This window comes from Rhodococcus sp. P4_C10 (assembly GCF_056402135.1).
In genome coordinates this window covers 1-25,924 of sequence record NZ_JBFUHZ010000004.1, presented here as the reverse complement: position 1 = coordinate 25,924, position 25,924 = coordinate 1, and the positions used below count along the sequence as shown (strand labels likewise).

The 25,924-nt window shown below is 67.5% G+C and carries 15 protein-coding genes; 1 reads left to right on the top strand and 14 read right to left on the bottom strand.

Going from position 1 to position 25,924, the window contains the following annotated elements; genetic code table 11:
* Positions 1 to 25: 25 nt before the first annotated feature.
* The 7 genes from AC1DWC_RS03100 to AC1DWC_RS03070 all read right to left on the bottom strand — a co-directional run bounded on the left by AC1DWC_RS03100 (position 26) and on the right by AC1DWC_RS03070 (position 18,300).
* Positions 26 to 1,786 carry an Hsp70 family protein gene (locus tag AC1DWC_RS03100; protein ID WP_477906057.1) on the bottom strand — a complete coding sequence of 587 codons (1,761 nt, stop codon included), beginning with the start codon at positions 1,784 to 1,786 and terminating at the stop codon, positions 26 to 28.
* Positions 1,783 to 3,735 (bottom strand): hypothetical protein, encoded by a 1,953-nt coding sequence (locus AC1DWC_RS03095; RefSeq protein ID WP_477906055.1) that lies wholly within the window; start codon positions 3,733 to 3,735, stop codon positions 1,783 to 1,785. The genes AC1DWC_RS03100 and AC1DWC_RS03095 overlap by 4 nt, the downstream gene beginning before the upstream one ends.
* A gap of 8 nt (positions 3,736 to 3,743) precedes the next feature.
* Positions 3,744 to 5,399, bottom strand: a complete 1,656-nt coding sequence (locus tag AC1DWC_RS03090; protein WP_477906053.1) for a hypothetical protein — start codon at positions 5,397 to 5,399, stop codon at positions 3,744 to 3,746.
* A gap of 355 nt (positions 5,400 to 5,754) precedes the next feature.
* The gene (locus AC1DWC_RS03085) at positions 5,755 to 11,784 is read right to left on the bottom strand and encodes a DUF4011 domain-containing protein (RefSeq protein WP_477906051.1); all 6,030 of its coding nucleotides are present in this window, start codon (positions 11,782 to 11,784) and stop codon (positions 5,755 to 5,757) included.
* A gap of 320 nt (positions 11,785 to 12,104) precedes the next feature.
* The gene (locus tag AC1DWC_RS03080) at positions 12,105 to 15,305 is read right to left on the bottom strand and encodes a helicase-related protein (RefSeq protein ID WP_477906050.1); all 3,201 of its coding nucleotides are present in this window, start codon (positions 15,303 to 15,305) and stop codon (positions 12,105 to 12,107) included.
* Positions 15,302 to 17,113, bottom strand: a complete 1,812-nt coding sequence (locus AC1DWC_RS03075) for a phospholipase D family protein (RefSeq protein WP_477906048.1) — start codon at positions 17,111 to 17,113, stop codon at positions 15,302 to 15,304. The genes AC1DWC_RS03080 and AC1DWC_RS03075 overlap by 4 nt, the downstream gene beginning before the upstream one ends.
* Complete coding sequence (locus AC1DWC_RS03070) at positions 17,113 to 18,300, bottom strand: DUF6361 family protein (RefSeq protein ID WP_477906046.1); 1,188 nt, start codon at positions 18,298 to 18,300, stop codon at positions 17,113 to 17,115. Before AC1DWC_RS03070 ends, AC1DWC_RS03075 begins: the two co-directional genes overlap by 1 nt.
* Before the next feature lie 505 nt (positions 18,301 to 18,805).
* On the opposite strand from AC1DWC_RS03070, the gene AC1DWC_RS03065 reads away from it, so the two are divergent.
* A complete protein-coding gene (locus tag AC1DWC_RS03065; RefSeq protein WP_477906043.1) occupies positions 18,806 to 20,509 on the top strand; it encodes a sigma factor-like helix-turn-helix DNA-binding protein in 1,704 nt (567 codons plus the stop codon).
* Positions 20,510 to 20,608: 99 nt separating this feature from the next.
* Here the strand turns inward: AC1DWC_RS03065 and AC1DWC_RS03060 are convergent, their stop codons facing one another.
* The 7 genes from AC1DWC_RS03060 to AC1DWC_RS03030 form a co-directional block, all read right to left on the bottom strand.
* The gene (locus AC1DWC_RS03060) at positions 20,609 to 21,046 is read right to left on the bottom strand and encodes a phosphorothioated DNA-binding restriction endonuclease family protein (protein WP_477906041.1); all 438 of its coding nucleotides are present in this window, start codon (positions 21,044 to 21,046) and stop codon (positions 20,609 to 20,611) included.
* A 182-nt stretch (positions 21,047 to 21,228) separates the two neighbouring features.
* Entirely contained in the window at positions 21,229 to 21,999 is a 771-nt protein-coding gene (locus AC1DWC_RS03055) for an 8-oxoguanine DNA glycosylase OGG fold protein (RefSeq protein WP_477906039.1), read from the bottom strand.
* Between the two features lie 60 nt (positions 22,000 to 22,059).
* Positions 22,060 to 22,602: an RNA polymerase sigma factor gene (locus AC1DWC_RS03050; RefSeq protein ID WP_477906037.1), complete on the bottom strand. Its 543-nt coding sequence runs from the start codon at positions 22,600 to 22,602 to the stop codon at positions 22,060 to 22,062.
* Between the two features lie 106 nt (positions 22,603 to 22,708).
* Positions 22,709 to 23,107 carry a hypothetical protein gene (locus tag AC1DWC_RS03045; RefSeq protein ID WP_477906035.1) on the bottom strand — a complete coding sequence of 133 codons (399 nt, stop codon included), beginning with the start codon at positions 23,105 to 23,107 and terminating at the stop codon, positions 22,709 to 22,711.
* Positions 23,108 to 23,191: 84 nt separating this feature from the next.
* Positions 23,192 to 24,055 carry a C39 family peptidase gene (locus AC1DWC_RS03040; RefSeq protein ID WP_477906033.1) on the bottom strand — a complete coding sequence of 288 codons (864 nt, stop codon included), beginning with the start codon at positions 24,053 to 24,055 and terminating at the stop codon, positions 23,192 to 23,194.
* A 34-nt stretch (positions 24,056 to 24,089) separates the two neighbouring features.
* Complete coding sequence (locus AC1DWC_RS03035; RefSeq protein WP_477906031.1) at positions 24,090 to 25,220, bottom strand: hypothetical protein; 1,131 nt, start codon at positions 25,218 to 25,220, stop codon at positions 24,090 to 24,092.
* 173 nt (positions 25,221 to 25,393) lie between these two features.
* On the bottom strand, positions 25,394 to 25,924 hold a 531-nt coding region (locus AC1DWC_RS03030), incomplete at its 5' end, for a molecular chaperone (RefSeq protein ID WP_477906029.1).

Below are 25,924 nucleotides of genomic sequence, written 5' to 3'. Positions count from 1 at the left end.
GCATGGCCGGGTGTGACGAACTTGATCAAGCAGATCCGCAGCGGCATTCACGGTCGTTCGATTGCCGCTTGCAGATCGCGCACGGCTGGTAGTACAGCCGCTCGTCGACCTGGATCTGGGGCGGGTTCTTCGCCCGGCTGAAGTACGTCGAGTTCTGGGTGTAGAGCAACTCGCCCGGGACGTAGTAGTCGTCCTTCTTGTCTGCGAGGTTCGCACGCACGACGAGGTCGCCGACTTCGAACGGTTCGTCGTTCGACTCCGGCGGTTTGGGAGCCTCGGTGATGGAGTCCGAACCCTCGGCGGATCCGAGGGAGATTCCGAACTCGAGGTCGTGCAGCGAGGTTGTCTCCCGATGCCGGCGCAGGTCTGACATCGCGGTTGCGTGCAGTACCCCGTTGCTGTCGATGGTCGAGCGTAGGGTCAGCCGCTCGATGAATGGTCTTGCCGCGCTGTCGACGTCGAGGCTGAGATTGCCGATCTCGTCGCGGGGATCGGACCTCTGGGCGTTCCCGCCCGGACGGGTCGGTGTGCAGAACTGGAACTTCGCGTGCCCATCGCGCGGATCGGCGCAGTACAGCTCGAGGGACTCGTCGGTCAGTTCCTGACCTTCGAACGGGATGGGCGTTCCGGCTCTGAGGAGCCGATGGAACGAACCTCGCGCCAGCCGCACCTCGATGTCCTTCGCCAACTGCAGCTGCTGGCGGTCGTACGCAATCCACGCCGCGCCCTGGGCGATCAGGGACGCGCTGTTCTCGGACACCTCGACACGGTGCGCCCCGAGGAACTCCCGGAGCCTGGCCGAGATTGCAGGCATACGAGACATGCCGCCCGTCACCAGGCACAGTGCCACTTGCGAGTCGCTCACGTGCGCGGCGTCGAGGAGCGCGAGAACGTGATCCATCGCGCGGTCGATCAGCGGCTTCGCGATGGTCTCGAGCTCGGCTCGTGACATCTGGTATGCGAGTGGCGCACCCGTAGCCGGATCGAAGTTTCTGATGTAGAGCGTTGCCGAGTCCTCGGACGACAGGTAGATCTTGAGCTGTTCGCACTTGTGACGAAGTTGGCGGCGGCGCTCCGGGTCGACGTCGGCCAACCCGTTTGCGGCATGGGTGAGCACCCAGTTGCGGAGTGCGTCGTCGAAGATGTCGCCGCCGAGCTCGCCCGTGCCACTGTTTTGCAGCTGAACGACGCGACCGTCCTCCAACCGGCAGAGTGTGAGGTCCAGCGTGCCGCCGCCCCAGTCCACCACCAGGATGTTCTTGCGGTCGTAGCGGCGAACGAAATCGGTGTCGATGTGGGGACGGAAGTGTCCGTACAGCGCGGCGAAGGGCTCGTGTACAAACTGGACGACACGAATCCCGGCGCGCGCATAGGCATCTCGCAGGGCGCCCCGTCGTCGCCCACTCATGTCGACTGGGATCGTCGCCACCGCGTCCGTGATCGCTGACAGATACCCGGCGTTACGCGTCGACGCAAGCGCGCGCTGCCGCACGTGGTTGATGACGTCCTGCGTGACGTCGATCGGACTCATGTCGACCCCACCGACGGTGATCGTCTCGTCACCGAGGTAGGTCTTCGGGGACTTGACGAAACGCCCGTGCACGCCGAGGCCGATTGCGTCGAGGGCTTCCTTTGCCTCTCGGCCCACTACCGTTCGGACCCCCTCGTACTTGACGACGGACGGCACTGACGCGCCGTCGTCGTCGACGAGGTCATACACCCGGTCATTGTCGACCACCGACACAAGGCTGTTCGTGGTGCCGAAGTCGAAGCCTACGACGGTCATGGTGTATCCCCCTGGGTGTTCTGCTTGGTGCGCGGTTGAAGCGTTGACAGACTGCGTCGCAGATTATGGACCGAGCGTCTGACAAATTCGTCGGTGATCTGTGACTGGCCGTGTCCGAGTGCGTCAAGAGCGTCCTCGAGTGACTCGATCTGGTCGGCAATCACCCGTGCGGTGTCGACCCGCAGCGTCTCGAAATCGGTTGTCGAACCCATCCGCTCACTGCGCCGCGCGTCGACCTCCCGTTGCAACTCCGAACGGACGCTGACCATCTCCGTCTCGAGCTCCTCGGTGTGGCGTCGAGCCGACGCAAGTTGCTCGGACAATCGCTGCACGTCGGCCAGGCCGGACTCGACCCGCGAGATCGCGACATCTCGCTCCTCCTCGACGCCGCGAAGGCGGGTCCGCGCGGTGTCGACGATCAGCGTCACAGCCTTGCGCGCACCCTTCGGGAGAGTAGCCAGTTTCTCCCTGTGTACGGCGGCGGTCGCGTAGGGAGCGTCAGTGCCCCATACGTTGTCAGCGAGGGCGTCGATGCAGCTCGCGACATCCCACTTCGCGGCTGACGCCGCTATGAGGACGGCGGTGTGGGTCGCATTCTCTTGCAGGCTCTGCAGTGCAGGCGTCTTAAGGGAACTCTTGCCCTCGAAGGCTCCGTCGAGGAGGTTGCGCAGCCTAACGATCAGCTTGGGAAGAATGTCGGCTTCGGCATCACCGGCGAGCAGCCGAGCCAGTCGATCCTTGACCGCAGCATCGTCGACGAATGCCGGGTGCTTGCCCAGTACCCGTGCCGCGAGCTCGGTGATGTTCTGCCGGGCCAACCCGCTGAGGTCCGATTTGTCAGCGGTCAGTATCAATGACAGAGCGGTGGCGAGTTTCGTGTCGCGTGCAGCGATGGCGCCGATCTGTTCATCGAATTGCGCAAGATTGGTGGGCTTCGCGACTGCGACGCGCGCGGTGGAGTTCTTCTTGAGCTCTATCGGTTTGAGATCGCCGTCGAGTTCGGCGAGGAATCTGATGAAGTCTGCGAACGCGTCGACCTGTTCGATCGTCAGCTTCTCGGGAGCATCGCATGCACTCGAGGCGGTCGGGGTGCCCTCCGGCGCCGGCTCGGTCGTGTCGGCGGCCGAGCCGGGCGCTGGCTCTGGTAGCGGTTGCGGGGCTTCGGCATCCTCAATTGGTGCATTGCCGGCTGCGGCTCCCGTGCGGACCAATACCCGCACGGGATCAGCCTTCACGGTGGGCGACGCGGCAGTGGACTCGGTGGTCTGAGGCTTGTCGCCAACAGTGATCTTGGCAGGCTGTCCGGTTGCCCTGGATTCGCCCGGCGCGGTCGCAGGTGCGGGCTCGGACGTGGGAGCGGTCTCGACTGGCGTCGAGGCAGCTGAGGGTTGCGTGGGATTGCGGTCAGCGAGGGGGTTGCCCTCGTCCACTGCAGCGTCTGATTCCAGAGTGCGATCACCTGAGGCCGACGCTGTGGCCTCGATGGTCCGAGGTTCGCCGTCTGGTGCGACCTTCTCGGGCTTGTCGGTCGCACTGGACTTGACCGGAGCGGTCGTAGGGGTGGGCTCGGACCTTGGAGCGGCATCGTCGGACATCGAGCCGCTAGGGGCCTGTGTGGACGTGTTGTCGAGTGCAGGGTTGCGCTTGTCTGCGGCACTGTCCGCGTCGAGGATGGGATCAGACTCCGCCGCGGGTGCCGCGGGTGCCGCGGGTGCCGCGGTCCGAGGTTCGCCGCCGGGCGCGACCTTTCGCGGTTTGCCGGCAGCGGTCGATTCGGGTGCAGTGACTGAGGCTGCCGAGTGGGGCGTGTCGGTGCCGTCGACGAGCGAGGGGCCTCGCCTGGACTGGTCCTCGGGCAGCGGTGTCTCGACGACGCTCGCGGTTGCTGCGTCGACGCTCGCTGGTTCGGCCGGAGAGGTGATCGCGGTGCCCGTGCGTGGGTCGGTCATGATGCGTCCTACTTCCGCCAGGGCAGGATTCGATCCAGCCACGACTGCTCGCGATGCGCCGTCATCTCCGTTCCTCCGCGATGCTCGCTTCTGTTCGGATCTTGGGCGATGGTTTGTGTCGCCCACGGCGGTGTGTTCGACACGTGCGGCACTGCGTTCGTCGGACTCACGGATGTGCGAGTCGGGGCGGGTGCGGTGGCTGCCGGGCTGTCGGTCCCCGTTGCGATCCCGCCGTTCGTGGGTGCCCTGTTGGTCGCGGGGAGGGTTGTGTTGACCGGCGGGACGCTTGTCCCCGCGCCTGCGGGGCCGAGCCTTGCCGCCTTGGTCGTTGTCGACTCGCGCTGTTCCGGGTTTGTGGGCGCCTGAATTCTCGTGGGCATGGTCGCCGGAGTCGGTGCGGGGCTTCGACTTGGCGTGCGATTTGTTCTCGCGGACGGGTCGTTCGTTCCGGTCGGATCCTGATCTGGCGCCATGCTGGGTGCCGCTGCCGCTGCCGTTGTCCCGGTTGCGGTCGTCCCGACGACTCGGGCTGTGGTCGTACCGTTCGGTTCGGCGTGCGCCCGCCGGCGTTCGACGCTGTCCGTCGTAGTCACCGTCGGCGCGGTCGGCGTTGCGGGAGTTGCCCCGGACTGTGCCTCTGCCGCGGTCGTCGTGGGCTTGGTCCCGGGAGCCGGTGCGGGGCTTCGACTTGGAGTGCGACTTGTTTGTGTCGTTGTGCTGCTTTTCGCCGCGTTCGGTTCGGTCGCCGGACGGTGCGCCGTGGCCATCGTCCCGATTCTGGGCACCGTTCTTGCCGCGGTGCTGCTTGCGGACTCCGCTGTTGCCGGTGCCGTTGGCCATGTCGGTCCTTCGTTGGTGATGAGGTCGAGGCGAGCGTTCACCCAGTGTTCGGGCAGACCATTCTGACTGGCCGTCCGCACAAGCTGCGCCATGCGGGGGCTTCCCGTGGCCAGGTGATGCTCGGCGGTGAACAAGTATGACTTCAGCCGGTCGTACACGTCCGCCCCGCCAGGTTCGAACGCGACGACCTCCAGAGTCGTCGCCTTGTCGAGCGACAAGCTGCACAGTTCCAGAATCGAGGCGGTCTGCGCGTCCATCAACAGTCTCTCGACATGCGATAGCGCGCCCTCGATCTGTGCCACGTCCGCGGTACCTGTCGTGGCAGCCAACATCCGGGCAAGCCGAGTCGATACGGCACGCAGGCGGGGGCTCAAAGCGCGCTGCGCTGCATCCTCGAAATGGTTGAAGTGCAGCGAGATCAGGCTGGTGATCGCAAGTGCCGCGGGCCGATGAATGTCGCCAAGCAGGTGCGCGGCGTTGTTCAGCTTGTCGCGATTGCGCACGGTCGTTGGTGCATCTGTTCCGGCCCGCCGGCCGGCCAGCCAGTACAGGTACTCGGCGATGCCGCCGGCATAGTTTCGGGCGGTCGGAAAGGTCAGTGCGCGATCGAAGAATCCATTGATGGAATTGGATGTGACGTCGCCGTCCTCGATCAGACGAACCAGTTCGGAGTCCACCCCGCGAAGATCCTTGTCGGAGGCAACGGAGAGGTCGAACTCGTAACTCCGGTTCGATCGGTCGTTGCCGAGTTCCACTTCGACGACCCCGCGTGCTGTGGACAGACGGGCGCCGAGGTCGGCAGGCGAGACCGAGTCGCCGTTCACTCGTGCCCAGGTGCAGTTCGTGGTGACCCAGTCCGTTGGTTCGGTCGCGCGCTGAACGAGAAGTCGTGCGTCGCTACAGGTTTTCGCGCGATGGACCAGGGATGGTCGCGAGATCGGGTGCGCAACGAAGGCGTGTTCCCGTAGTGAATCGAGCTCGGTGAACGTGGCCTCGCATTCGGTGCATCGAAGTCGCGGCGGCTCGGGCGGTGTCGGCGGCGGTGCGTAGAGTTCCTCGTGAAAGTCGGCGTATCCCGACGACCAGTGTGCCAAGGCTCGCCGTCCCTTCGTTGAGTAGAAGATGTCATTCGGTGGCCCCGCATCGGGAATGCGGAGCCGATGAATCAGTTGATTACTGCTAGGCGCCGGCTCGAATCATGTCCCCGACGCGGATGAGGCGACCGCTGTGGAGTCCGATGTCGAGGCATGCTTCGAGTCGGTCTCGGCTCGGGCCCGCCAGACGACGTTGGTTGAAGAGCGCCATGGTTTCGCGCATGAGTGACTCGGTGTCGAGCGCCCGGCCCGCACAGGCCGCGTTCATCGCGTTCACAATCTCCTCTGGGGCGATGTCGCCCAGCGGGCGGGTGATGTCACCCGGTGTCGTGCGGTAACCGCGCCATGTCTCTCGATCGATCTGGCGCGGCCAGACGAATGTGCCCAGCGGGGCCGTATGTGTCAGCTCGTCGGGGACGCATTGGATGACGAAGTCCTTGCGGGCGGCGGACACGCGGTCGAATCCGAAACGTCGAGCGACGTCGCGGGCCAAGCGTTCCAGTGCGATCGGACCTTCGGCGTCGACGGTTTCGCGCACCGCGGCGGTGATGGTGCTCTTCACCGAGCGTGAGTTCACTCGGTCGAGGTCCTCACGGGAACCGAGCTGACTGGTCGATGCGCATGCGTAGGCGCTGCCGCGGCCGTGCCAATCTCGATCGACCTCCGGCGGATCTGCTTCGAACGAGGACTGTTCGATTGCAGAGTCGGTGGCCGCCCCTAGTCCGGCCACGAGGTCTGGCACGGCCATCGCCGGTGAAGCGGTTGAGACCGGCGATGCAGATCCCCACTCGAGTTCGACATCATCGAGCGTGTCGTCGTCGACCGCGGGGGTAGCGGTCTCCTGGGCGGTAGCGCGAGCTTCGGCCTCGGCGATCGCTGCCGACCGCGCCTCGGCAGCCAATTCGAGCTGTTCGTCGAGCTCCCGTCGCCGTTGCTTGGCCGTTTGGACGGCTGCATCGATACGGTCCAGGACAGCCTCTGGCCTGTCGATCCATTCGGGAAGCCACACCCGTAGCGAGGCTCCCCAGTGCATCAAGGTGTCGAGCAGCTGAGGCGTCAGGTCACGGTCGGACACGGTAGGTCGGTCGGCCCAGCGAGGCCCGTCGAGCACCACCGCGACCTGCCAGTGATCGGCCCCAGGTTCGCGGACGACGATGTCGAGGACGAACTCCGAGAGCCCATAGTTCATTTCAACCTCGTACCCGCGCCCACGCAGTGCGGAGCAGACACTGGCCTGCACGGCGTCGCCTTCGTCGCTGCCCGCCGCAGTCCGCCCGCGGGAAGCCCCGCCCGCCGCCATCTCCAGATACCCGCGCAAATGAGCGAGCCCGACCGACTTGGTACGCGCCATGTCGATGTCGGCGGGGTCGAACGAGGTGAAGACGACAACCTTGCGGCGTGCGCGGGTGACCGCGACATTGAACCGCTTCTCGCCGCCGGAATGACCGATCGGCCCGAAGTTCAACGGCAATCTTGTTTCGCCGGGCTTTTTGGAGAACGCCGTGGTGAACAGAATGACGTCCCGCTCGTCGCCCTGCACGTTCTCAAGGTTCTTGACGAAGAGTCCGTCTTCCGCGTCGGGCCTCAACTGCTCACGCACCAGCGGGTCGTCGCACTCCTCGAGCAGATCCTGGACAAGGGTGCGTTGCTGAGTGTTGAACGTCACGACACCGATGCTCTGGCCAGCCAGATGCGGCGTTGCCAAACGGGTCCGGATCTCGTCGACAATCGCCTCGGCTTCGACACGGTTCGTGCGGAAATCCTGCTTCCGGTTCTCACGATTGAAGTGACCGTCGACGCGGCGCCACTCGACGCCGGCGGTGTCGTCGCCTCCGGGGGAGGGCAGGCTCGCGAGACGCCCGTCGTAGTAGTGCCGATTGGAGAAGTTGATCAGCGACTCGTCCTGGCTGCGGTAGTGCCACGACAGCCACAATTGCGGGACGCCCGAATCGACGCACTCGGTGAGGATGCTCTCGGAATCCTCCGGCGCGAGTTCGCCCACCTCGGTTTCTTCATCGTCATCGGCGGCGGTGACCTGACCGAAGGATGTCGGCGGCATCTGCTGCGAGTCGCCGACGATCACCGCGGACTGTCCGCGGCCGAGAGCGCCGATCGCCTGTGCGACGGTCACCTGGGACGCTTCGTCGAAGACCACCAGATCGAATGTCGCCGATCCGGGCGGGACGAACTGAGCGAGCGACCCCGGGCTGACGAACACGCACGGCGTCGCGGCGAGGATGTGCTCCGCATATCGAGACATCAACTGCCGGAAGGAGGCCCCGCCGCGCTTGCGGTCCAGGAGACGCCGGAGCTCGCCCACCTCTCCCCTCAGGGAGCCGGCCTGGAACGGGCGCCGGCTCAGGAGCGCTGAGGGAAGCGCGCGTACCTGTTCTTCGCGCAACGCGGCCGCGGCACGAATGAAATCGTCGATCTCGCCGTCGCGAAGGGCAGCGTCGAAGTTTGTCAGCCCGGCTACACGTCGGCGTTCGGACAATGAGGCGCCGGCGGCGCCACGGATGAATGCGACTGCGGCATCGGTCGCGGCAATCCGCCCCGTCAGGAGTGCGTCGACGAACTCGGCCAAGCCGGCCCTGCGAAGCGGGTCGAGGAAACCCGACATGCGCCACCAACCGAGGAGGCGCTGCGACGCGGAATCACGCGCATCGGCACTCCATTCAGCCCCATCGCGCTCCCACGCGGTGAGCCAGTGGTCGCCGGCCCGCCAGCGCACCATCGTTTCGACCGATGCGCCGAGGGAAACCCGCCACTGGATCCATGCATCGGACACCTCGTCGAGAAGCCGGATGTCGGCATTCGACGGGAATCCGACGGACTCGAGGAGACGCCATGCGCTCGGTGTGGTGTCGACGAATGTGATGGTGGCACCGATGTATTCGAAGACAGGCCACAGCTCGCCAGCACTGTCGGGTGCCAGAGGATTCCAGATGGGCGGAGCGAACGGACCGAGCAGGTCGCGCACCAGAGACCGCACCCGCAAGACTTGTTCGCGCGCCCCCGCCACCGCCCGGAGCAGGGGGAGAACGGCCTCAGGAGTGAGATCGGCCCCCGGATTGGTGAGGGGCGCCAGGTTCCTCTGAAACTGCTCGACCTTCTTCTTCTTGCCGAACAGCCCCTTGCCGCTGTCTTCGGCTTCTGCCACGAGCGTCGGGACATCGCCGGATTCGACGAACATTGGTGTGAAGGTCGCCAGCAGGGGAGCGCAATGCTGGTGCAACCGCTGGATCTCGGTGAACAACGCATCGCGAGTTGCGGTGAAGTTCGGGCCGCGCATCCACGCCAGCATGGACTCGTCCGGAACGGGACGGCCGAGTTGCCGTTTGGCCTGCGGGAGCAGAACAGTGAGCCCATCGGGATCGTCGACACCTCCGAGCAGCGTCCACACCCGGGAATTGGCGCTGGCCGCGTCGAATGCATGGGCCAGCCGTAGTGCCGCGAACTGCATCTGATCTTCACCAATCCCTGCGGGGATGCCTCCCACGATCGCCCAGGGACTACGGGGACATATCGCGGTCGACCGCGCAGCGCGTGCGAACTGTTCGAGGGCGTGAGTGATCGCGGTCCACTCCTCGGACGGCTTCGCGACATACGACGCCGGGATTGGCGCGGTGGGGCCGTCCCCGACGGTCAAGATCTCCTCGTACGAGCGCCACAAGGAATGGTCGATGCCATTTCGGCCGTGAACCATTGCCGGGTAGTCGGCCAGCGGTGCGTGACGCGAGCGGAACTCGGCGAGTTTGGCGGTCCAGCCGTGCTGGTTGTAGTGGCTGGCATTGTCGATAGCTGTCTTGAGTTGCTCGCGAATTACATTCGGGCTCTGGCTCTTGCCGTGCAGGTCGAGGGTGAACTCGCTCAGCCCTACTTTCGTGAGCCGCTTCTTCACGACGTCCAGTGCAGCCTGCTTTTCTGCAACGAACAGTACGGTCTTGCCATGATCGAGCGCGTGCGCGATGAGGTTCGTGATCGTCTGCGACTTCCCAGTCCCAGGCGGTCCCTCGAGGACAAAGGTATGCCCCTGCGCCGCCAGCGCGACAGCCCTCAGCTGGGAACCGTCCGCAGGAATCGGCACCGGCACCGCGGTTTCGTCGACGTCGATGTCGGTCAGGCCGGCGTCGCCCCCCGCCTGAGGATCCTGAAATGACGCGCCGGCGTGATACGTCAGGTGACGAACGATCGGGCTCTTCTCGAGCGTCTCCCAGTGGTCGGTGAGGTCCTTCCACATCCCGAATGTCCCGAACTGACAGATCGCGAGGGAGGCAGTTTCGTCGATGCGCAGATCGATGTTGTTCTCGACGAGGGCCGCGCGGATCCCGCGGAGGGCATGGACGATGTCCAGTCCACTGGCATCGAGCTTCGGAGCCTCGAGTGCCTCAATCGACACGTTGTGTTTGAGGCGCAGCCACTCGACCAGGCAGTAGTTCGGCGAGGCCACCTCCGAGGTGTCAGCCGTGACCCGGAAGGGGCTGCGGCCTGCCCCGCCGCTGACCTTCACCGGCAGCAGGAACAGCGGTGCGCGCGCCTCGGCACCCGTCGAGGTGTGGTGGACCAGCGCACCGAGTGTCAGGTAGAGGTTCGAGCTACCGGTCTCCTCGAGCAGGGTTCGTGCCGTGCGCGCGAGTTCCTTGAATCGGCGCGCATACAAGTCTCGCGTGACGGCCGCGTACACCTGGTGATCCGTCGACAGGTACGAGAGGAGGAGGTCCGGGTCGATCTCGGCGGCCCGGCGTGCTCCTTGAAGCTGATGGATCGACGAGAGTTCGTCGTGCGGAGCCAAGGTGATCGCCTTGTTGGCGTGCACCAGGTCGTCGAGGACAGGCAACCCGGAGGTCGGAACGTGGAGGTCGACGACCTGCGCCGACGGCTTCAAATTGAGGAGTCGATTCCGGGTGCTCAGATCGAGGAGTGACCGCTTCCACTTGCGGACCCGCGCGGGGGAGTGATCGGTGACGTCGAGCACTGCGTCGTCATCCGCATTGCGGCTCTTCAACTCGTCGGGGAGGTCGAGAGGACCGTCCATCGGCACGGACGGCTCGTCGGGATGCTCGGTGGCAAAGTCGTCGGTACTGGGCAGCGGACGAATACCGGACTTGCGTGCGCCGGCGATGCTCAAGACGCCGGCCAGGTTGTCGGGGTTGGCGAAATGACGTCGGGCAGATCCAACTGCAGATTTGAAGTCGCCGGTGGGCGAGTCGTCGTAGTAGACGGCTTCGACGGGGGTGGCAATTCCGGACTCGACCAGGTTGACGAGCGCGTTCTGCTCAGTCAGCGACGGACGTGGAAGCTGGACTTCCTCGCGGAGGAAGCCAGCGAAGGCATGCCCCTTCATGATCCAGACGAGCGGCCGCAGCCCCGCCGCTTCGAGGCATGCGGCATACGTCACCGCCAGGTCGATGCACGTGCCGAAACGCTCGTCAAGTACCTGGGCGGTCGTGCGAACCTTCTGGCCGGTCCCCTCGAACGATGCGGGCGGATTGATGTAGCGGATTCGGCGCGAACGCAGCGACTGATACACAGCCGCGGCGATGAGGGCGGCCCGTTCCGGACCATCCTGGTACCCGCTGACTGAGGAATCGCCCGTGTTTGTGCGGAGTAGTTCGGCGGACTCACTGAGTACCGATTGCACTGACGCGGTGTTCGGTTGGACAAAGGCGGCGAGCGATTCATAGAAAATGGGTGCGTTGAACCACTCGTTGTGGGCCAACACCTGCACGGGAGCGGTCAGGAGGACGTCAGGTCCCCACAGCCGGGAGACCGTAACGGAGATCGTCGCAGGATGGCTCTCGTTGAGCTGGCGCAGATAGGGCACGGGCGGTACGAGGGCGGCGAAGTCTTCCCAATGTACTTGCTTGCCGTCGCCGAGCTCTCCGTCGTGGGTACTGGTCCAGGCGGGTGCCAGCTCCTCACCGTTGCCGTGCAACTGGACCGTGACAGTGAGGTCCGTGGCCGGTCCGCCGGTCGAGTTGGTGATACGCAGCTCGGTGATCAGCGGGACGCGGTTGTGAACCAGCGCGAGGTTGATTGCCGGCTGGGTGAGCAACTCGACGGTGATCCCGGATTCTTCCTCCGAATGCACCTGCCACAACGGCACCTGCGTCATCACTACCTCCACGCTTTCCTTACCCGACCTGCGGCGGTACGCAGGGCATCAAATGGACACGGTAGGGCACCCCACCGACGATTGATCTACCGACTCCACTGATCGGACAGGCGTTCGGTAGTCCGGGACGGCGGACCGTTGCGGGCTTTGGTTGGAATGCCGGGCCGAATGGTCTCTGGGCCCTCGAATGGGTTACGGGAGGGGTACCCGGCAACCGACCGGCGAAACGAGTCGAAGGGGCACTTTGGTGACGTAATTGGAGCGGTACCCCGACTGGTTGGTGGATCCGACTTGGTTGGTTGTTCCTCACCGATGACGCCTCAGCGAGCTGCGTCATATGCGGTATTGGTGCCTGTGCGTACCGGCGGCGCCAGGTCGATCTGCAGCACTTCCCCGTCCGCCGCCCCGTCGCTTAGGTACCGCACCAGATCCTCCTGCCGCGGCTGCCCAAGCGTCAGCCGGTAGGCGGCGACGGTGCGCAACAGCCGCTGATAGCGCACCGACTCACGGCTCAGCGGCATCGCCGGCACGTACCGCTCGATCGTCGCGCCGCCCGGCCGGGCGTACACCCAGTCGGGGACCAGGCCGGTGTCCTCGGGCGTCTTGGCGGCCTCGGCGGCCGCGAACATGGTCGACCACGGATCCGTGCAGCCGGGGGCGAGCGCGGCGCCGCCGTGCTCGGCGGCGATGTTGCGGCGGATCGCGTGCCCGCGGAAGCGGTGCACCCGTCCCTCACGCTGCTCCATGTCCACCGGGTTCCCCGGCAGGTTCCAGTGCACGATCGCATGGCTGTAGGTGTGGAAGTCGAGGCCCTCCTGCCCGACCGACGTCGACGCCAGCACGAACGGCCAGAACGGCGAGTTGTAGGCCGCCAGCACGTCTCCGACCCGTGCCTGTTGCTGCTCGTCGGTGGTGCCGCGGTGGCCCATCCGCATCGCGAAGTGGTGCCGGATCGAATTCGAGCCGTCGAGCACCACCTCGTCGCCGCTGGTGTCGAACACGTCGATCTCCGCGCGGCCCAATCCCACCGAGAGGGCCTGCCCCAACCGCTCGGTGAGCGGATCGAGGTCGTTGCCGTCGTGGTCGCGCTCGACACCACCGAGCGCGAAGTACTCGTCGAGCACCGACTGGAGGTTTCCGTCCCGGCAGTACCCGAGCGCCGACCGCCAGTAGGCGTCGGACGGCGCGGAAACCCGTACCGCCGCGGCGATCTCGGCCTGGTTGAACATCGACCGCAGGTACTCGGCGGCGGAGAACGCCGCGTCCCACAGGTCGTCGTCCGCGAACGCCCGCGCGGAGCCGGTCGCCCGGCGCAGCGCCCGCAGCGCACAGGTGCCGGGGCCGGCGAGTCCGAGTTCGGTCACGACCTCGACCAGGTCGTCCGGGAGCCCGCCGAGTGCCTCGGCGTCCAGCTCGGCCGGATCCTTCGCCGACGCGAAGTACTCCGGAATCTTCACCGGATACGGCCGATCCGGATGGGCGTGCCGATCCAGCAGCAGTGGCAGCGCCCAGTACCAGGACGGGTCTTCCTTGGACCGTGACGACCGGTTGATGTCCTGCTCCGTGCACAGCGCGTCGAACCGCTCGCGAACCGCGGCGGACGCGACGTCGCGCAGCTCCGCGGCGCTGACGGCGCCGCCGACCTGCTGGGCCAAGATCAGCGGATCGCACAGCTCCGCCAGGACGATGGACGGCTGGAACAGCGCCTCCGGGGCCATGTTCTGGCTGTTGCCGTCGTGGCGGGGCCGCCGGATCGGCGGGTTCAGGGACGCACGCTCCGAGTACCCGCCGGTGCGAGCGGACTCCTGCACGCCGCGGCGCTCGGCCTCGTAACTGACCACGCTGGCAATCGCCTTCGGTGCCACCGTCCACGCCGAGAACACCAGCCGCTTGGTGAACGTCCGCAGGCTCTCGTCCGCGAACACCCCCGCGGGCCGGTAGTAGGGCAGCGACGGCGGCAGCCACGCGAGCTTCCACGCGCCGCGGTCGACGGTGTCCGCGACCAGTGCACGCATCTTGGCGTTGCCGGCGTCGAGCGGCCGGTAGTCCTCGAGCGTCTGCCAGTCCAGCAGGCCGTCGGCGGTGCGGATCGCGTCGTGCACCGGCTTGCGGACCGCCGGATCCGCGGAGTCGATCGCCTTCGCCAAGCCCTGCTTGACCTGGTAGGTCTCCATGATGTTGAACAGGTACGGGCTCGACCGCCACAGCTCGAACATGTCGCGTCCGCCGCGGCCTCGGCCGATGGCGTCCGCGATCCGCTGCCCACCCGCGTACGCCTGCAGGTCGCCGGCGGTGACCGGCACCGGCATCGGCTTCTCGGTGAGCATCCCGTCCCGGTCCGGTGTCGACGCGAGCCGCTCGACCCTCGACATCACCCGGGACAGCGTGTGCTGGACGCGATCCCGGGCCGCGAGCCCCTCGGCGCGTGTGTCGGCGCCGGGCAGCGCGGCGCGGCGCATCGCCTCGAGGTCGCGGCCCAGGTCGGCGATGCGGGCGTCGACGTCCTCGGCGGACAGGCCGCGCCCGCCGAGCAGGAATCGGACGGTCGCCAGGAAGTCCTGGTAGTGGTCCGCGCCCTCCGGCTCGTCGGGCAGCGTGTACATGCTGAACGGGGTCGCAGACAGCAGCAGCACCCGGGCGGTCGGCTGGTTGAACAGGGCCTTCGCCAGCTCCGCCTCGGGGTTGTCGTCGTCGAGCAGCGTCTTGAAGCGGTGGAACTCGTCGAGGATGATCAGGTCGGGTTCGAGGGCGCGAATGGCCGCGTGTGCCACCAGGTTCCGCATCCGTCCGATCAGCCGGTTGCGGTACCGGCTCAGTCCCCGATCGGGATCGCCCTTGAGGTAGGCAAACCGGGAGTGGGCGACGTCCCACACCTCGTCCTCGAGGGAGGCGAACTCCGGCTCGATCGGGTCGGCGTTCTTGACGTCCGCGACGAAGGCCTCGGCGATCTCGTCGGTGATGGCGCTCGTGTCGAACGCCTTGAGCTTGCCCTCGAACCGCTCCGCTCCGGAGCTGCCGCGGAAGAACTTCAGCCATCCCTTCGAGGTCATCTCGTGCTTGCCCCAGCCGCGGCGCAGCAGGTGGTAGATGAGCACCCGCTCGGCGGACTTGCCGGCCGTCTCGCCGACGGTGAACGACGTGCCCGGGGTGAAGGAGATGTAGTTGAGCTTGCGGCCCTGGAACTCGGCGACGTTCGCCATCAGCAGCGTCAGACGGTCGGCATGCGGGATTTCGACATCCCCGGGCACCAGCTTCGCCAGGTTCTGCTGGGCGATCTGCGCGTTCGAGCAGATGTAGACGATGTCGATGCGGTCCTCGGTGTCCCACAGGTGCTCGATCGTCTCGGCGATCACGCCGCGCCCGACGAGGGTCTTGCCGAGGCCGACCTCGTCGGCGACCAGGAATCGGGTGGTCGGGTCGGCGTCCGTCCACAGCCTGCTGGTGACGTGCGCGACGGTGTCACGCTGGAAGCCCTTGAGCGGGGCCAGGGTTCGGGCCAGATCGGGCTTGACGGTGGTCACTTGTCTCCTCCGGTGACCGCGGCGTGGGCGACTCGCACCGCGTCCAGCAGGTCGCGTAGCTCCGCGTCGATGAGGTCGGCAGGGGCGTCGAGGTCGCGGATCAGGGCATCGATCCGGTCGAGGGCGGCACGATCCCCGATCACCGCTCGCACCAGCGGTTCGAACAGGACGGTGTCGTCGACGCTGCCGCGGCCGGGCATCAGTTCGCCGCTCGGCCCACGATCGGCGCCGGCAAGCGCGTCCAGCTCGCCGGGTAGTTCCCCGCCGAGCAGGAACAGCAGGCAGCGCGTCAGGTCCTGCGCGCTCGTGATCTGACCGCGCAGGATCAGCCGGTCGCGGCCGGCGACGTCGCCGTGCAGCTCGGCCTTGACCACGCCGAACAGCTCGACGGCGTCCCGAACGGTCCGGACGCCGACGAAGGCGGTCACGTTGGTGGCCGCGACCCCGGACCAGGCGACCTCCGCTGCCAGTGGCCGGTACTCGCCCTGCAGGGAGATCGGGCTGACCGTGACCTCCCCGTCGAAGGCGCCGACCACCTCGGCGGGCACGCGCAGGGTGCACTGCGCCGTCTCGCCGTCGACGGTGAAATGCAGCTGTGGGCCGGCGGCGGCGAGCAGTGCGCGGAAGTCGGCCATCTCCTTCTCCACCCGCGCGAGTGCGTCGGCCGCGGCGTCCGGGTCCGCCGGGGTGATCGTGTACGGCTCGACGATGCGCGACAGTCCCGTCGTCCCCCGGCCGCCGTCCCAGACGGCGTCGATGCCGCACTTCGCCGACGGTCCGGACAACTTTGCGGAGAACTCGACGTTGCCGCCGAGCGCGGCGCTGGTCGCGTTCGCGGACCCCGTGATCAGCAGCGTGGAGGAACCGGTGTCGAACACGAACGTCTTCGCGTGCAGGCCGGACGGGACGCCCCCGACCTCCGAGGCCGGTTCGCCCGCGGTCTCGTCCTCACCCGGCCGGTCCGCGACGGACTGCAGCGTGAACGTTTCCGCGTCGCCGAACGCGGCGGAGCCGGTGCGATCGAACGTCTCTGCCCGCGACACGATCCGGGTCTGCGGCGCGAGCGAGGCGAAGCGGCGCGAGGTGGCGGGGTCGAAGAACGGCGAGATCACCAGGGCCCGGTCTGCGGCGTCGGGGATCGGCAGCGCGGCGCCCTCGGTGAGGCCGAGCGGATGCAGCGTCATCGACGTGAACGGGCTGGGGCATGCGAATCGGGCGCCACGCACGGTGCGCGCCACGTCCACGACCGCGGCTACACGGTCCGCGGCCATCGGGGTCGTCGCGAGATCAGGCAGCGCCGAGACGAACTCGGCGATCGGCGCCGGGTCGACGATGGCTGCCGAGTCGGGTTCCTCGTCGAGCACGAGCAGGGTGTCCCAGGATGCATCGAAGGTCAGGTTCCGGCTCGAGCACAGGAAGCGGTGCAGGTACCCGCCGTCCTCCTCGCTCACGAACCGCAGCAGCCAGATCTTCGGGTGGAACAGCCGTCCCGGCTGCGGGGCGCGCACCTCGACGACCGCGCTCTCGGCGAACGAGAGCACGGAGCGGTAGGCGCCCGGCAGCTTCAGGCCTCCGGCCTGTGCGAACACCGTCATCGACCCCACGTGGCGGCGGATCGACTCGAGCAGTGCGATCGGGTCTGCGTCGTCGACGTTCCCGGTCCGCGTGCGTGCGGAGAAGGTGAGCGGCGCCAGCAGCAGTGCAGTCAGGTCGAGCGAATACGTAGTGGTGACAACGGAATCGACGGCGTAGCCGACCGGTGGCTGGAGCGCGTCGGTGAGCAGGACCCGGGTGTCGGGGCTGAGCATCAGTTCTCCCGTCCGTCGATCACGTCACGCAGGATGCGGACGGCGACCGGCCAGTTGTAGTTCAGTTGGCCACCGGACTGCCCACGCCACGCGTTGACGCCCGCGACGTTGCCGCCAAGACGAGCCCGCGCGCCCTTGAGCTGAATCTCGCGGCTGCGGACTATCTCCTCCGCCGCCGCGTCGGGCACCGATCCCGCCGCTGCGGCGGTCGTGAGCCAGCCGTCGACGAACGACGCGGTGGCGCCGGTGACATTGCCGTTGCGCTGCACCAGATCCCAGAACGCGGCACGGTCCCAGCCGTCGAGGAGACTTCCGGTCTCGACGTCGGTGTGCCAGTCGCGCCACGCCTCGGAGTATCCGTCGACCAGTTCCTCGTCGTCCTTCTCCCGGGCGAGCATCAGGTTGTAGAGGACCGTCGCGCCGGTCATCGCGGTCGAGAACCGGCGACCGTGGTCGACGGTGGCGGCGAGCGGACCGTCGAGCCGTGTGATGTCGCGATGCTGCCACAGGTACCGGGCGTCCTCGTCGACACCATGCTTGAACAGCCACGGGAACATCGACCTGGGCTGCGTGGTGCACATCCGCTCGCGCAGGTACTCGGCCTCGCCGGGGGACAGCGTGAACGTGGCCTCGACGAGTAGGTCCACCGGCGGATCCGGCAGCCGCGGGTCGAATCCCGTGGGGGCGACGTCGGGGCGGGCACCCGGATCGTCGCAGGCCTCGGTACGCCGGTCGAACCCGGCCGCGTCATGAGCCTGCCGCAGCGTCGCGTTGATCGACTTGCCGGTGAGTCGAATCCCGTAATGTGCTGTGGCGGACCAGAACATGCCGCTCGGCATCCGCTGCAGCTTGCGCTTCGCGGTACCGCCGATCACGCCCTGCGTCTCGCCGGCTCGGTCGAGGGCCTCGATGAGCCGGTACTCCTTCTCGCGGAACAGCGGGGCGAGCGCGCCTGCATCCCCGGCCTCGACTGCGGCGGCCTCCGCGAGCCACGGGACGAACAACAGGTAGCGGGCGCGGGTGTGCAGTGTCGAAAGTCCGGGCAACAACAGAGACGAGAAGGTGTCACGAATCGAGCCGAGTCCGAGTTCGTCGACGGTGCCCTCGTCGCGGAACTGGTCGATCACCTGCATCACGCGGCGTCGCTGGGTTTCGTCGTGGTCCAGCCACGCCAGATGGGACACCATGTGAGTGCTGTGGTCCTTCTGTCTCGGGGGTGAATGCGAGGGTGAGTCGGGCACGATCGGGTGGTCTGACCGGTGATGCTGTCAGGCGGGCGAGTGCTGCCGTATCGCGGGGTGCGGTCTGGGCGGCCGACTGTCATTCAGATGACGGACAGCGTTGGCGCGAGCGAATTGTCAGGTGACAGGCTGGCGGATGCCGCTCAGAACAGCGTCGGTTCGGTGAGGGATCCGGTCCGAGCCTCGTGGCGCCGCGCGACCCAGCGTTCGACGAGCTACCTTCGACCAGTTCAGGGAAGATTCCGGCCGTGGTCGGCCTAGGCGTTCAGCGTGAGCGTAGTACCGGTGGGTCGAACCTGCAGTGAGGCACGACTTCTCCTTCAGCGCGCGAGCGAACAGACGAGCGAACTGAAGTGCTGTGGTCTGGTTTCGACAGGTAAGTGCGGGCCAGCATGTCGGAGCCCTGTGATCTGATGACGAGGTTTCTAAAGTTCTAGTGGGGGAGTAGTCCTTGCCGAATTCCGATACGGCCGTTGTTCTCGACGCGAAGACCGCCGACGTCATTGCGCTGTTGGTCGACGATCTGACCCTCTTGGCGGGGTGGCGCAAACTGCGTGGAGCGGCGGGGAAGTCGCTGCTCTCGGTAGAGATCGAGGACGGCGCGCCACCGGAGTTGGAGGACCTTGCGGCCCGGATCTCTGCGCTGACTGCAGCCGACCTGCCCGACGCGGTGGGCCCCGCGGACGCGATCGCGGAGCTCGAGGAGATCTTCACCGCGCTTGACGAGCGTGAACAGTTCGTCCTCCGCGAGCGATTCCTCGCACCGGAGCCGAAGACCCTCGCGGAACTCGGCAGCGAATTCGGTGTCACTCGTGAGCGGGCCCGACAGATCGAGGTGAAGGTCAAGCGGCATCTCGAGGGTCGCTTCGGGTTCGGTACGGCAGTGGGGAACCTGCTGGCCAGCCTCCGCGTCGAGATCCAGCCGGTGGCGGCCCTCGACCGGCTGATTGAGCAGCATCCTGAGATTGCCGTTCCGGTCCCCAGCGTCGGGGTGCCTCTGTGGCTGGTCCTCGATCGCCTCGACGACTACTTCGAGGTGACCGACGGTTGGGCCGCGGCACCGGGCGTAGCCGAGGCGAAGGCGCAGACCCGGGCACTGCTCGAGGAATTCGAGTCCCCCAACGGGGTGGTGGAACTGGTGGTTCTCGCCGAGTCCTCCGCGCTCTCCCGCGACGAGCTGGTGCGTTGGTTGACCTGGTGCGGGTACGCGTTGCTGGGCGGCCGCATCCTCACCCGTGTGCGCAACACCGGCGACCACGCCGCCGCCATCCTCGAGGTGCTCGGCGAACCCACACCGCTCGATGAGCTCGTCACGGCCATGGCTAGCGGCCGCAACCCGCGGTCTGTCGCCAACGTCCTTGGCGGGGACGACAGGTTCGTACGTTCAGACCGGGCCACCTGGGCACTGGCCGACTGGGGCGTCGAGGAGTACACCACCATCCGCAACCTCATCGCCCGTGAATTGGACGCCCACGACGGCGAGATGCCGCTCAGCGAGCTCGTCGCGCAGGTGGCCGGCAAGTTCGATGTCTCCGCGAGCAGCGTGCAGACATACGCCGCCAGCGGCGACTTCGAGGTCAGGCAGGGCAACGTCCGGCGGCGGTCGACCCGCGGGGTCCCGCAGAAGACTCCGGAACAGACGCGCCGTCTCTACCGACACGGTGACATCTGGCGTCTTTCCGTCAAGGTCACCTCCGAGCACCTGCGTGGGTCCGGGTTCACAGTGCCTGCTGCTTTGGCCGGCATCGCGGGATGCGGCTACGGCGAAGTTGTCGAGTACGAGAGCCGGCTCGGTACCCACGCGATCCGTTGGAAGAACTTGCAGCCGGCCAGCGGGTCGGTACGTCGGTTCCTCGAGGACCTGGGCGTCGGGGAGGGCGAGTACGTGTTCCTCGAATTTCACTCCGACCGTCGTTTCGACGTCCGGCGCGCGTTTGTTGCCGAACCGACCGTGGCGCCGCTGCGTCGGGCATTGGCTGCAGTCGGCCGGCCGGATGCGAACAGCGTGCCCGACGGCGAGGTGGTACTCGCACTGGCCGAAGCCATAGGAAGGGCAGGTGAGGACCGGCCGCGGCGGGTGCTCAGCGGGTTTCGGGCACGCGGTGAGGAGGAGATTGTCGAGTTGTTGGAGCAGGCGTGGGTGCCTGCTGGGTAAGGCTGCGCACCCAGGGGTTCACCGGGCTGACGTAGGGGATGGAAGAGGTCGGATCTGGGTAGCAGTGCGCGGGGCGAGACATCAGGCGTCTGCTCGGAGTCAGTGTACTGAGAGTGACTCCAGCAGTGATGGATACGCGGGATGGCTACCGATGATCCGAGTGATGACGTCGACAGCCTCTCTGGTGAACGCCGTGTCGTCACGGACGAGGTCATATGCAACGACGCTCAGCCCAGCTGCAATATCACGCTCGGCGACGAGCTTGTAGGGGACGGTCGACTCGAGTTCCCACCACGGCGACTGACCCAATGCCACCCACGGGTTGGCAGGGTTCGGCGGAGTCTTGGCGAGTGCGAACGGTGCCAGTGCACGGCCCATTTCGTCCTTGACCTCGCTGAATCTGGCGATTCGCGGTTTGCCGGTGTTTGCCCGGTCGATCGCGCAAAGCAGGACCACAAACTGGTACGGCGCTGGCTGGCCTCTGTACGACTGAACCTTCAAGTCGCGCAGAGACGAGAGCAGGCTCGCGGCGGTCACCGGTCGTCTGCCAGTGTCGTGGCGATGCCGACGTACTCGTTGATCGCGGTCGTACCTGATACCCGGATGATGTCTGCAAATGCCACGAGCACACGCTAGCGGCACCCGACCCAGCCGGTGTCGGGCCGTCCTGTCGGGCGGATCGGATCCGGACGGTACGGAACGGGGTGCGGTGGGCGACCTCAGAACAACGTCGGCTCCGCCAACGCCCCACTGCGCGCCTCGACCACCCGCGCGTGCCACCGGTCCACCAGCCACCGCTCGACCAGTTCGGGTTCGGAGCCGGCGGCGGCCGCCCAGTGCTGGAGGACCTCGAGGTAGCGGTCGTAGCGGCGGCGGGTGAAGCCACTGACGGAGGGGTCTTCGAGCCAGCCCTGGTGGATGAGGGTGGACACGCCGTGCTGGTCGAGCAGTTGCGCGCGCATCCCGCCGGCCGTGACCTCGACGGCCCAGAGGAACACCGTCGTCAACGCGACCCCGACGTTCGGCAGTTCGGGCCAGCCGGTGCCGGTGGTGTAGTCGTAGTCCGGCAGCCGCTTGTCGCGGATCAGGCGGTCGATGGCCGCCTTGATCGCGGTGTGCCGGTGCACGTTCGGGGCGACTAAGCGGTTGGACACGTCCGGGAACCGGCGCGCCGCGCGCCGCCTGGTGTGACCGCTGCGCCACGCGGCGCAGAGGAACAGCAGGCCCAGGCCGGCATGTTCGGCGTCGACGAGTTCGCCACTCAGGCGCAGGTCGTTGCGCAGCACCGTCGCCCGGCCCCCGGTGACGATCCGGGCGTCGTGGTCGCGGCCCTTGAGTCGGATCTCGTGCTCGTCGTCCTCGAGGTGCCGGTTCCACCAGTCCAGGTCGACGAGCGCGCTGTCGTCGAGGACGTGCAGGTCGTAAGTCCTGCTCTTGCACCACGACACGCAGTCCTCGGGCGGCTCGAAACCCTCGTCGAACAGATGCATGCCGCCCATGATGGCAGGGGGCGCCGACACGATCGCGGAGGCGCGGCCGCGGTGGGACCGTCAGGCGTGCGCCGCCGCCAACGACTGCGCCAACTGCTTCCGCGCCCGATGAATTCGCGTCTTGACGGTGGCGACGCTCACCTGCTGGTGCTCCGCGATGTCGGCGTAGGGCAGGTCGGCGAACTCGGCGAGGACGATGGCGACGCGGAAGTCCTCGGGGAGATGGGCGAGGGCGCGGTGGACGGCGTCGGCGGTGACGACCTGCTCGTCGAACCCGCTGTCGTGAACGGTGAGATCGATGCCGGGGGAGTCGTCGTCGGTGTCGTCGAGGCTGGTGGTGATCTTGCGGCGGCGGACCACCGCGAGGGCGGCGTTGGTGGCGATGCGGTGCAGCCACGTGTTGAACCGGGCCTCGCCGCGGAACCGGTGCAGGTTCTGCCACGCCGCGGTCAGCGCGTCCTGCAGCGCGTCCTCGGCGTCGTGGGCGTTGCCGGTGATCTGCAGGCACACGTGCCACGCGTTGGTGCGGTGACGACCCACGAGTTCGGCGAATGCGTGCTGGTCACCGCCCCGGCAGGCGGCCAACAGTTCCGCTTCGTCCATCGACTTCCCCCGCGCTCCTTGCGTTCTCACCCACACCCCCACATGGCCGACGGGGATGCTACCCGCTGCCGCGTCGCCGGTCGCGACCGTGGGGGCGGAGTGCCGGTCACAGCAGGTCGTAGCCCGGATCGGGGTCCACGGGGTCCACAGTGTCGTGGTGGTGGTCGGGCTCGTGCGGATCGAATGCACTCGCCGGGTCCTCGCCGGGAACTCCCGCGTCGTCGAGATCCGGCGCGGCCGGCTCGTCGAACACGGAGTCGCCGTCGTCGAGAACGACCTCCTCGGTGCCGTCGTCGTCCAGCACGCCGTCGTCGTCGACGAGGACGATGCCGTCGTCGTCGGGAACGACCGGCTCGTCGTCCATCTCCGGGACGAGGTCGGCGTCCGCCGCCGGCGCGGCCGGGTCGAGTGCGGCCGCCAACGCCCGCGCCCACACGTCGTCGGGCACCGGAGGCAGTGCGCCCGCCGCCTCCGACCCCGTGAACAGTGACTCGTCATCGTCCATCGGTCACCTCGTTGACTCTCCGTGTCCGCCACCCCGCGGTGGCACTGCCCGTCATTGTCGCGTCACCCGCGGACGCCGTTGTCATCATTGTGCGTCCTGCTCGCCGGGCCGCCCCGATCGCAGGGTGATGATCGCCGCCCGGCGCTCGCCCGTCGTGGCAGGGGGAGGCCCGACCAGGGCCTCGTCAGGCGCGTCCGTGACGACCATCTCGAATCCCGAATCGGCCCAGGCGTCCTCGAACTGGTCGATCGGGACCTCGAGCTGATTGCCGTACGGCACACCGGGATCCGACAGGATCACCACCCCGCGGGCGTCGTCGATGCCGGCGACGACGAGGACGTGATCGGCGTCGTCGGCATCGCCGGTCTCTTCCTCCGGTGTCCAGATCTCCCCGGAGTCCACCATCGCGATCACCCCGTACCCGGCGTCGAGCCGGTCGCGCAGGTCGTCGAGGGAACTGTCGGTGCGCGTGCACGGCACGCCCTGATCCTCGAGCAGGGCCTCGACGGCCGGCAGCGTCATCCCCTCGCTGGGGTCGTCCATCAACCCGAGTTCGACGGCGCGGTCGACCAGCTGCTGGGGGTCGGTGATGGTCGCGCCGGTGTACTGGGCGACGACCTGCGCCACCACCGACGGCCCGCAGTACCCGTCGAACTGCTGGTAGAACCAGTCCAGCGTCCACGCGACCGGGTTGCCGTGCACCTGGTCCTCGCCGCCGGCGAGGTCGGGCACTTCGTCGACGGCCTCGCACGTACCGACCGCCCCCACCGCTCCGCCGTCGGACCCGGACCTGGGCGCCTGGTCGGCCGGGTCGACGGCGAAGGCGGACAGCGGATCTGCGGGCGGGATCGGCTCGGGCTCTGTGGCGTCGTCGACCGCCGGCGCCTCGTCGGCGGCGGCGACGGTGTCGGACCACACGGCGACCGCGTGATGGTCGAAGTCGTCCATCGTCGGATCCTTCCGGTCGGATTTGTCGAGCGGGTCAGGCGAGGTCGCCGGGGACCTCGTCGACGGTCGGCGGCTCGTAGGAGTCGGTGCCGGCCTGGGTGTGGTAGCTGTCGTCGGCCGGGATCAGCGACTCGTACGTGCTGATGTCGCCCAGCGACCCGACCCCGTTCTCGGCCGAGGTGAGGTACGACTCCTGGGTGCCGTCGTTGTCGTCGTCGGAGCTGATCAGGTCGATCGCGCCGTCGCCGTCGGTGTCGACGAGGGTCTCGTTGACGATGCCGTCGGCGTCGCTGTCGACGGCCACGGAGTCGAAACGGCCGTCGCCGTCGCTGTCGACGAGGTGGACGTCGGGCTGGGCGTCGCCGTCGGTGTCGAACTTGCTGTCGGTGATCCGCGCCCCGTCGATCGCGTCCTGACGCACCGGCTGGCTGGTGGCCGGGTCGTAGTAGGTGACCAGGTCGACGTCGCCGTCGTCGTCGGAGTCCTCGGCGATGCGGACGGTGCCGTCGGCGCGGACCGTGGCGGCGGTCTCGTAGGTGCCGTTGAAGTCGGCGTCCTGCTCGACCAGCGTGATGGAGCCGTCCTCGGCGTAGTGGGTGATGGTGTCGACGCCGTCGACCCGGGAGTGCGCGAGGTCGACCTTGCCGTCGCGGTCGACGTCGCGGGGGGAGTAGTAGTCGACGTTGCCGCTGACGCCGATGGCCTCGTTGACCTCGGAGGGGGCCTCCGAGGGCACCTCGGCGGGGGCCGCGATGGTGTCCGCCGCGGGTGCCGGCTCGGTGGGCTCCGCCGCGGGTGCCGGCTCACTGGTCGGTGCGGTGGGGGTGCTGTACGACGCGGTCGCGGGGTCGCCGATCACATCGGATCCCGCGGGCGGCGCGTCGGCGCCGATGCTGCTGAGGTCGTCGATGGTGGCATCGATCGCGTCGAGCCTGTCGTCGACGGTCGTGGTCGGGTTCGTCACGGGGGTCTCCTCGGGTGCGGTGGCGGGTGCGGGTGCGGTGGCGTCGTGTGCGTTGACGATGTCGTCGAGTTCGTCGCCGGCGGCGTCGGAAATCGCGTCCAGCTTCTCCTCGACCGTCAGGTTCGGGTCGGTGACGATGGCGTTGAGCTCGGACTCGTACTCGGCCAGATCGGTGTCGGTGTAGTCGCCCGGGGTGCTCATCGTCTCGTCCTCACTCGCGCTCGTTTGTGTTTGTCGACAGTTGGATGCGGCCACCCGACGAGAAGGTTCCCGGCGGTGCCGAAAAAGTTCTCCGGGCCCGCCGGACCCGGCCCCGAGAAGCCGAAAGGGGCTGCCGAACCGGGTGGTTCGACAGCCCCTGTGGAGCACACGGGTCAGTTGATCAGCCCCGAGCGGGCCAGGAACGTCTTGGCGCCGTCGAGGCCCTGCGCGCCGTTGAACGACGCCATCACGCCGGTCGACGAGTTGGCGTACCAGATCGAGTAGGTGTTGTTGTAGCCCGGACCGCTGATGTGCGCGGCCGCCGACCGGCCGGTGTCCTCGACCGTCTCGTTGGTGGCGACGGCGGTGTTGTTCTGGAAGCCCTGCCGGATCCCGAGCACCCGCTTCTTCGCCTCCTTGACGTCGACCGAGAAGATGACCGACTGGAAGTCGCCGTCGGTGATGCCGTCGGTCAGCGCGGAGCCCTCACGGATCTGGCATTGCAACTCCAGGCCGCCGCTCGGGGTCTCCCCGGTCGTCTTGCAGTTCTCGACCTCGGTGCGCAGCCCGGACGGCAGCCCGGCGATCACCGCCTCCTTCGACGCGGGTGCGGTGGCGCCGCCCGCGCCGTCCCCGCCGGAACTCACGGCCGTGCCGGACTGTCCGCCGGCGGCGGCCGGTGCCGCGGCCGGCTCGGCCGGGTC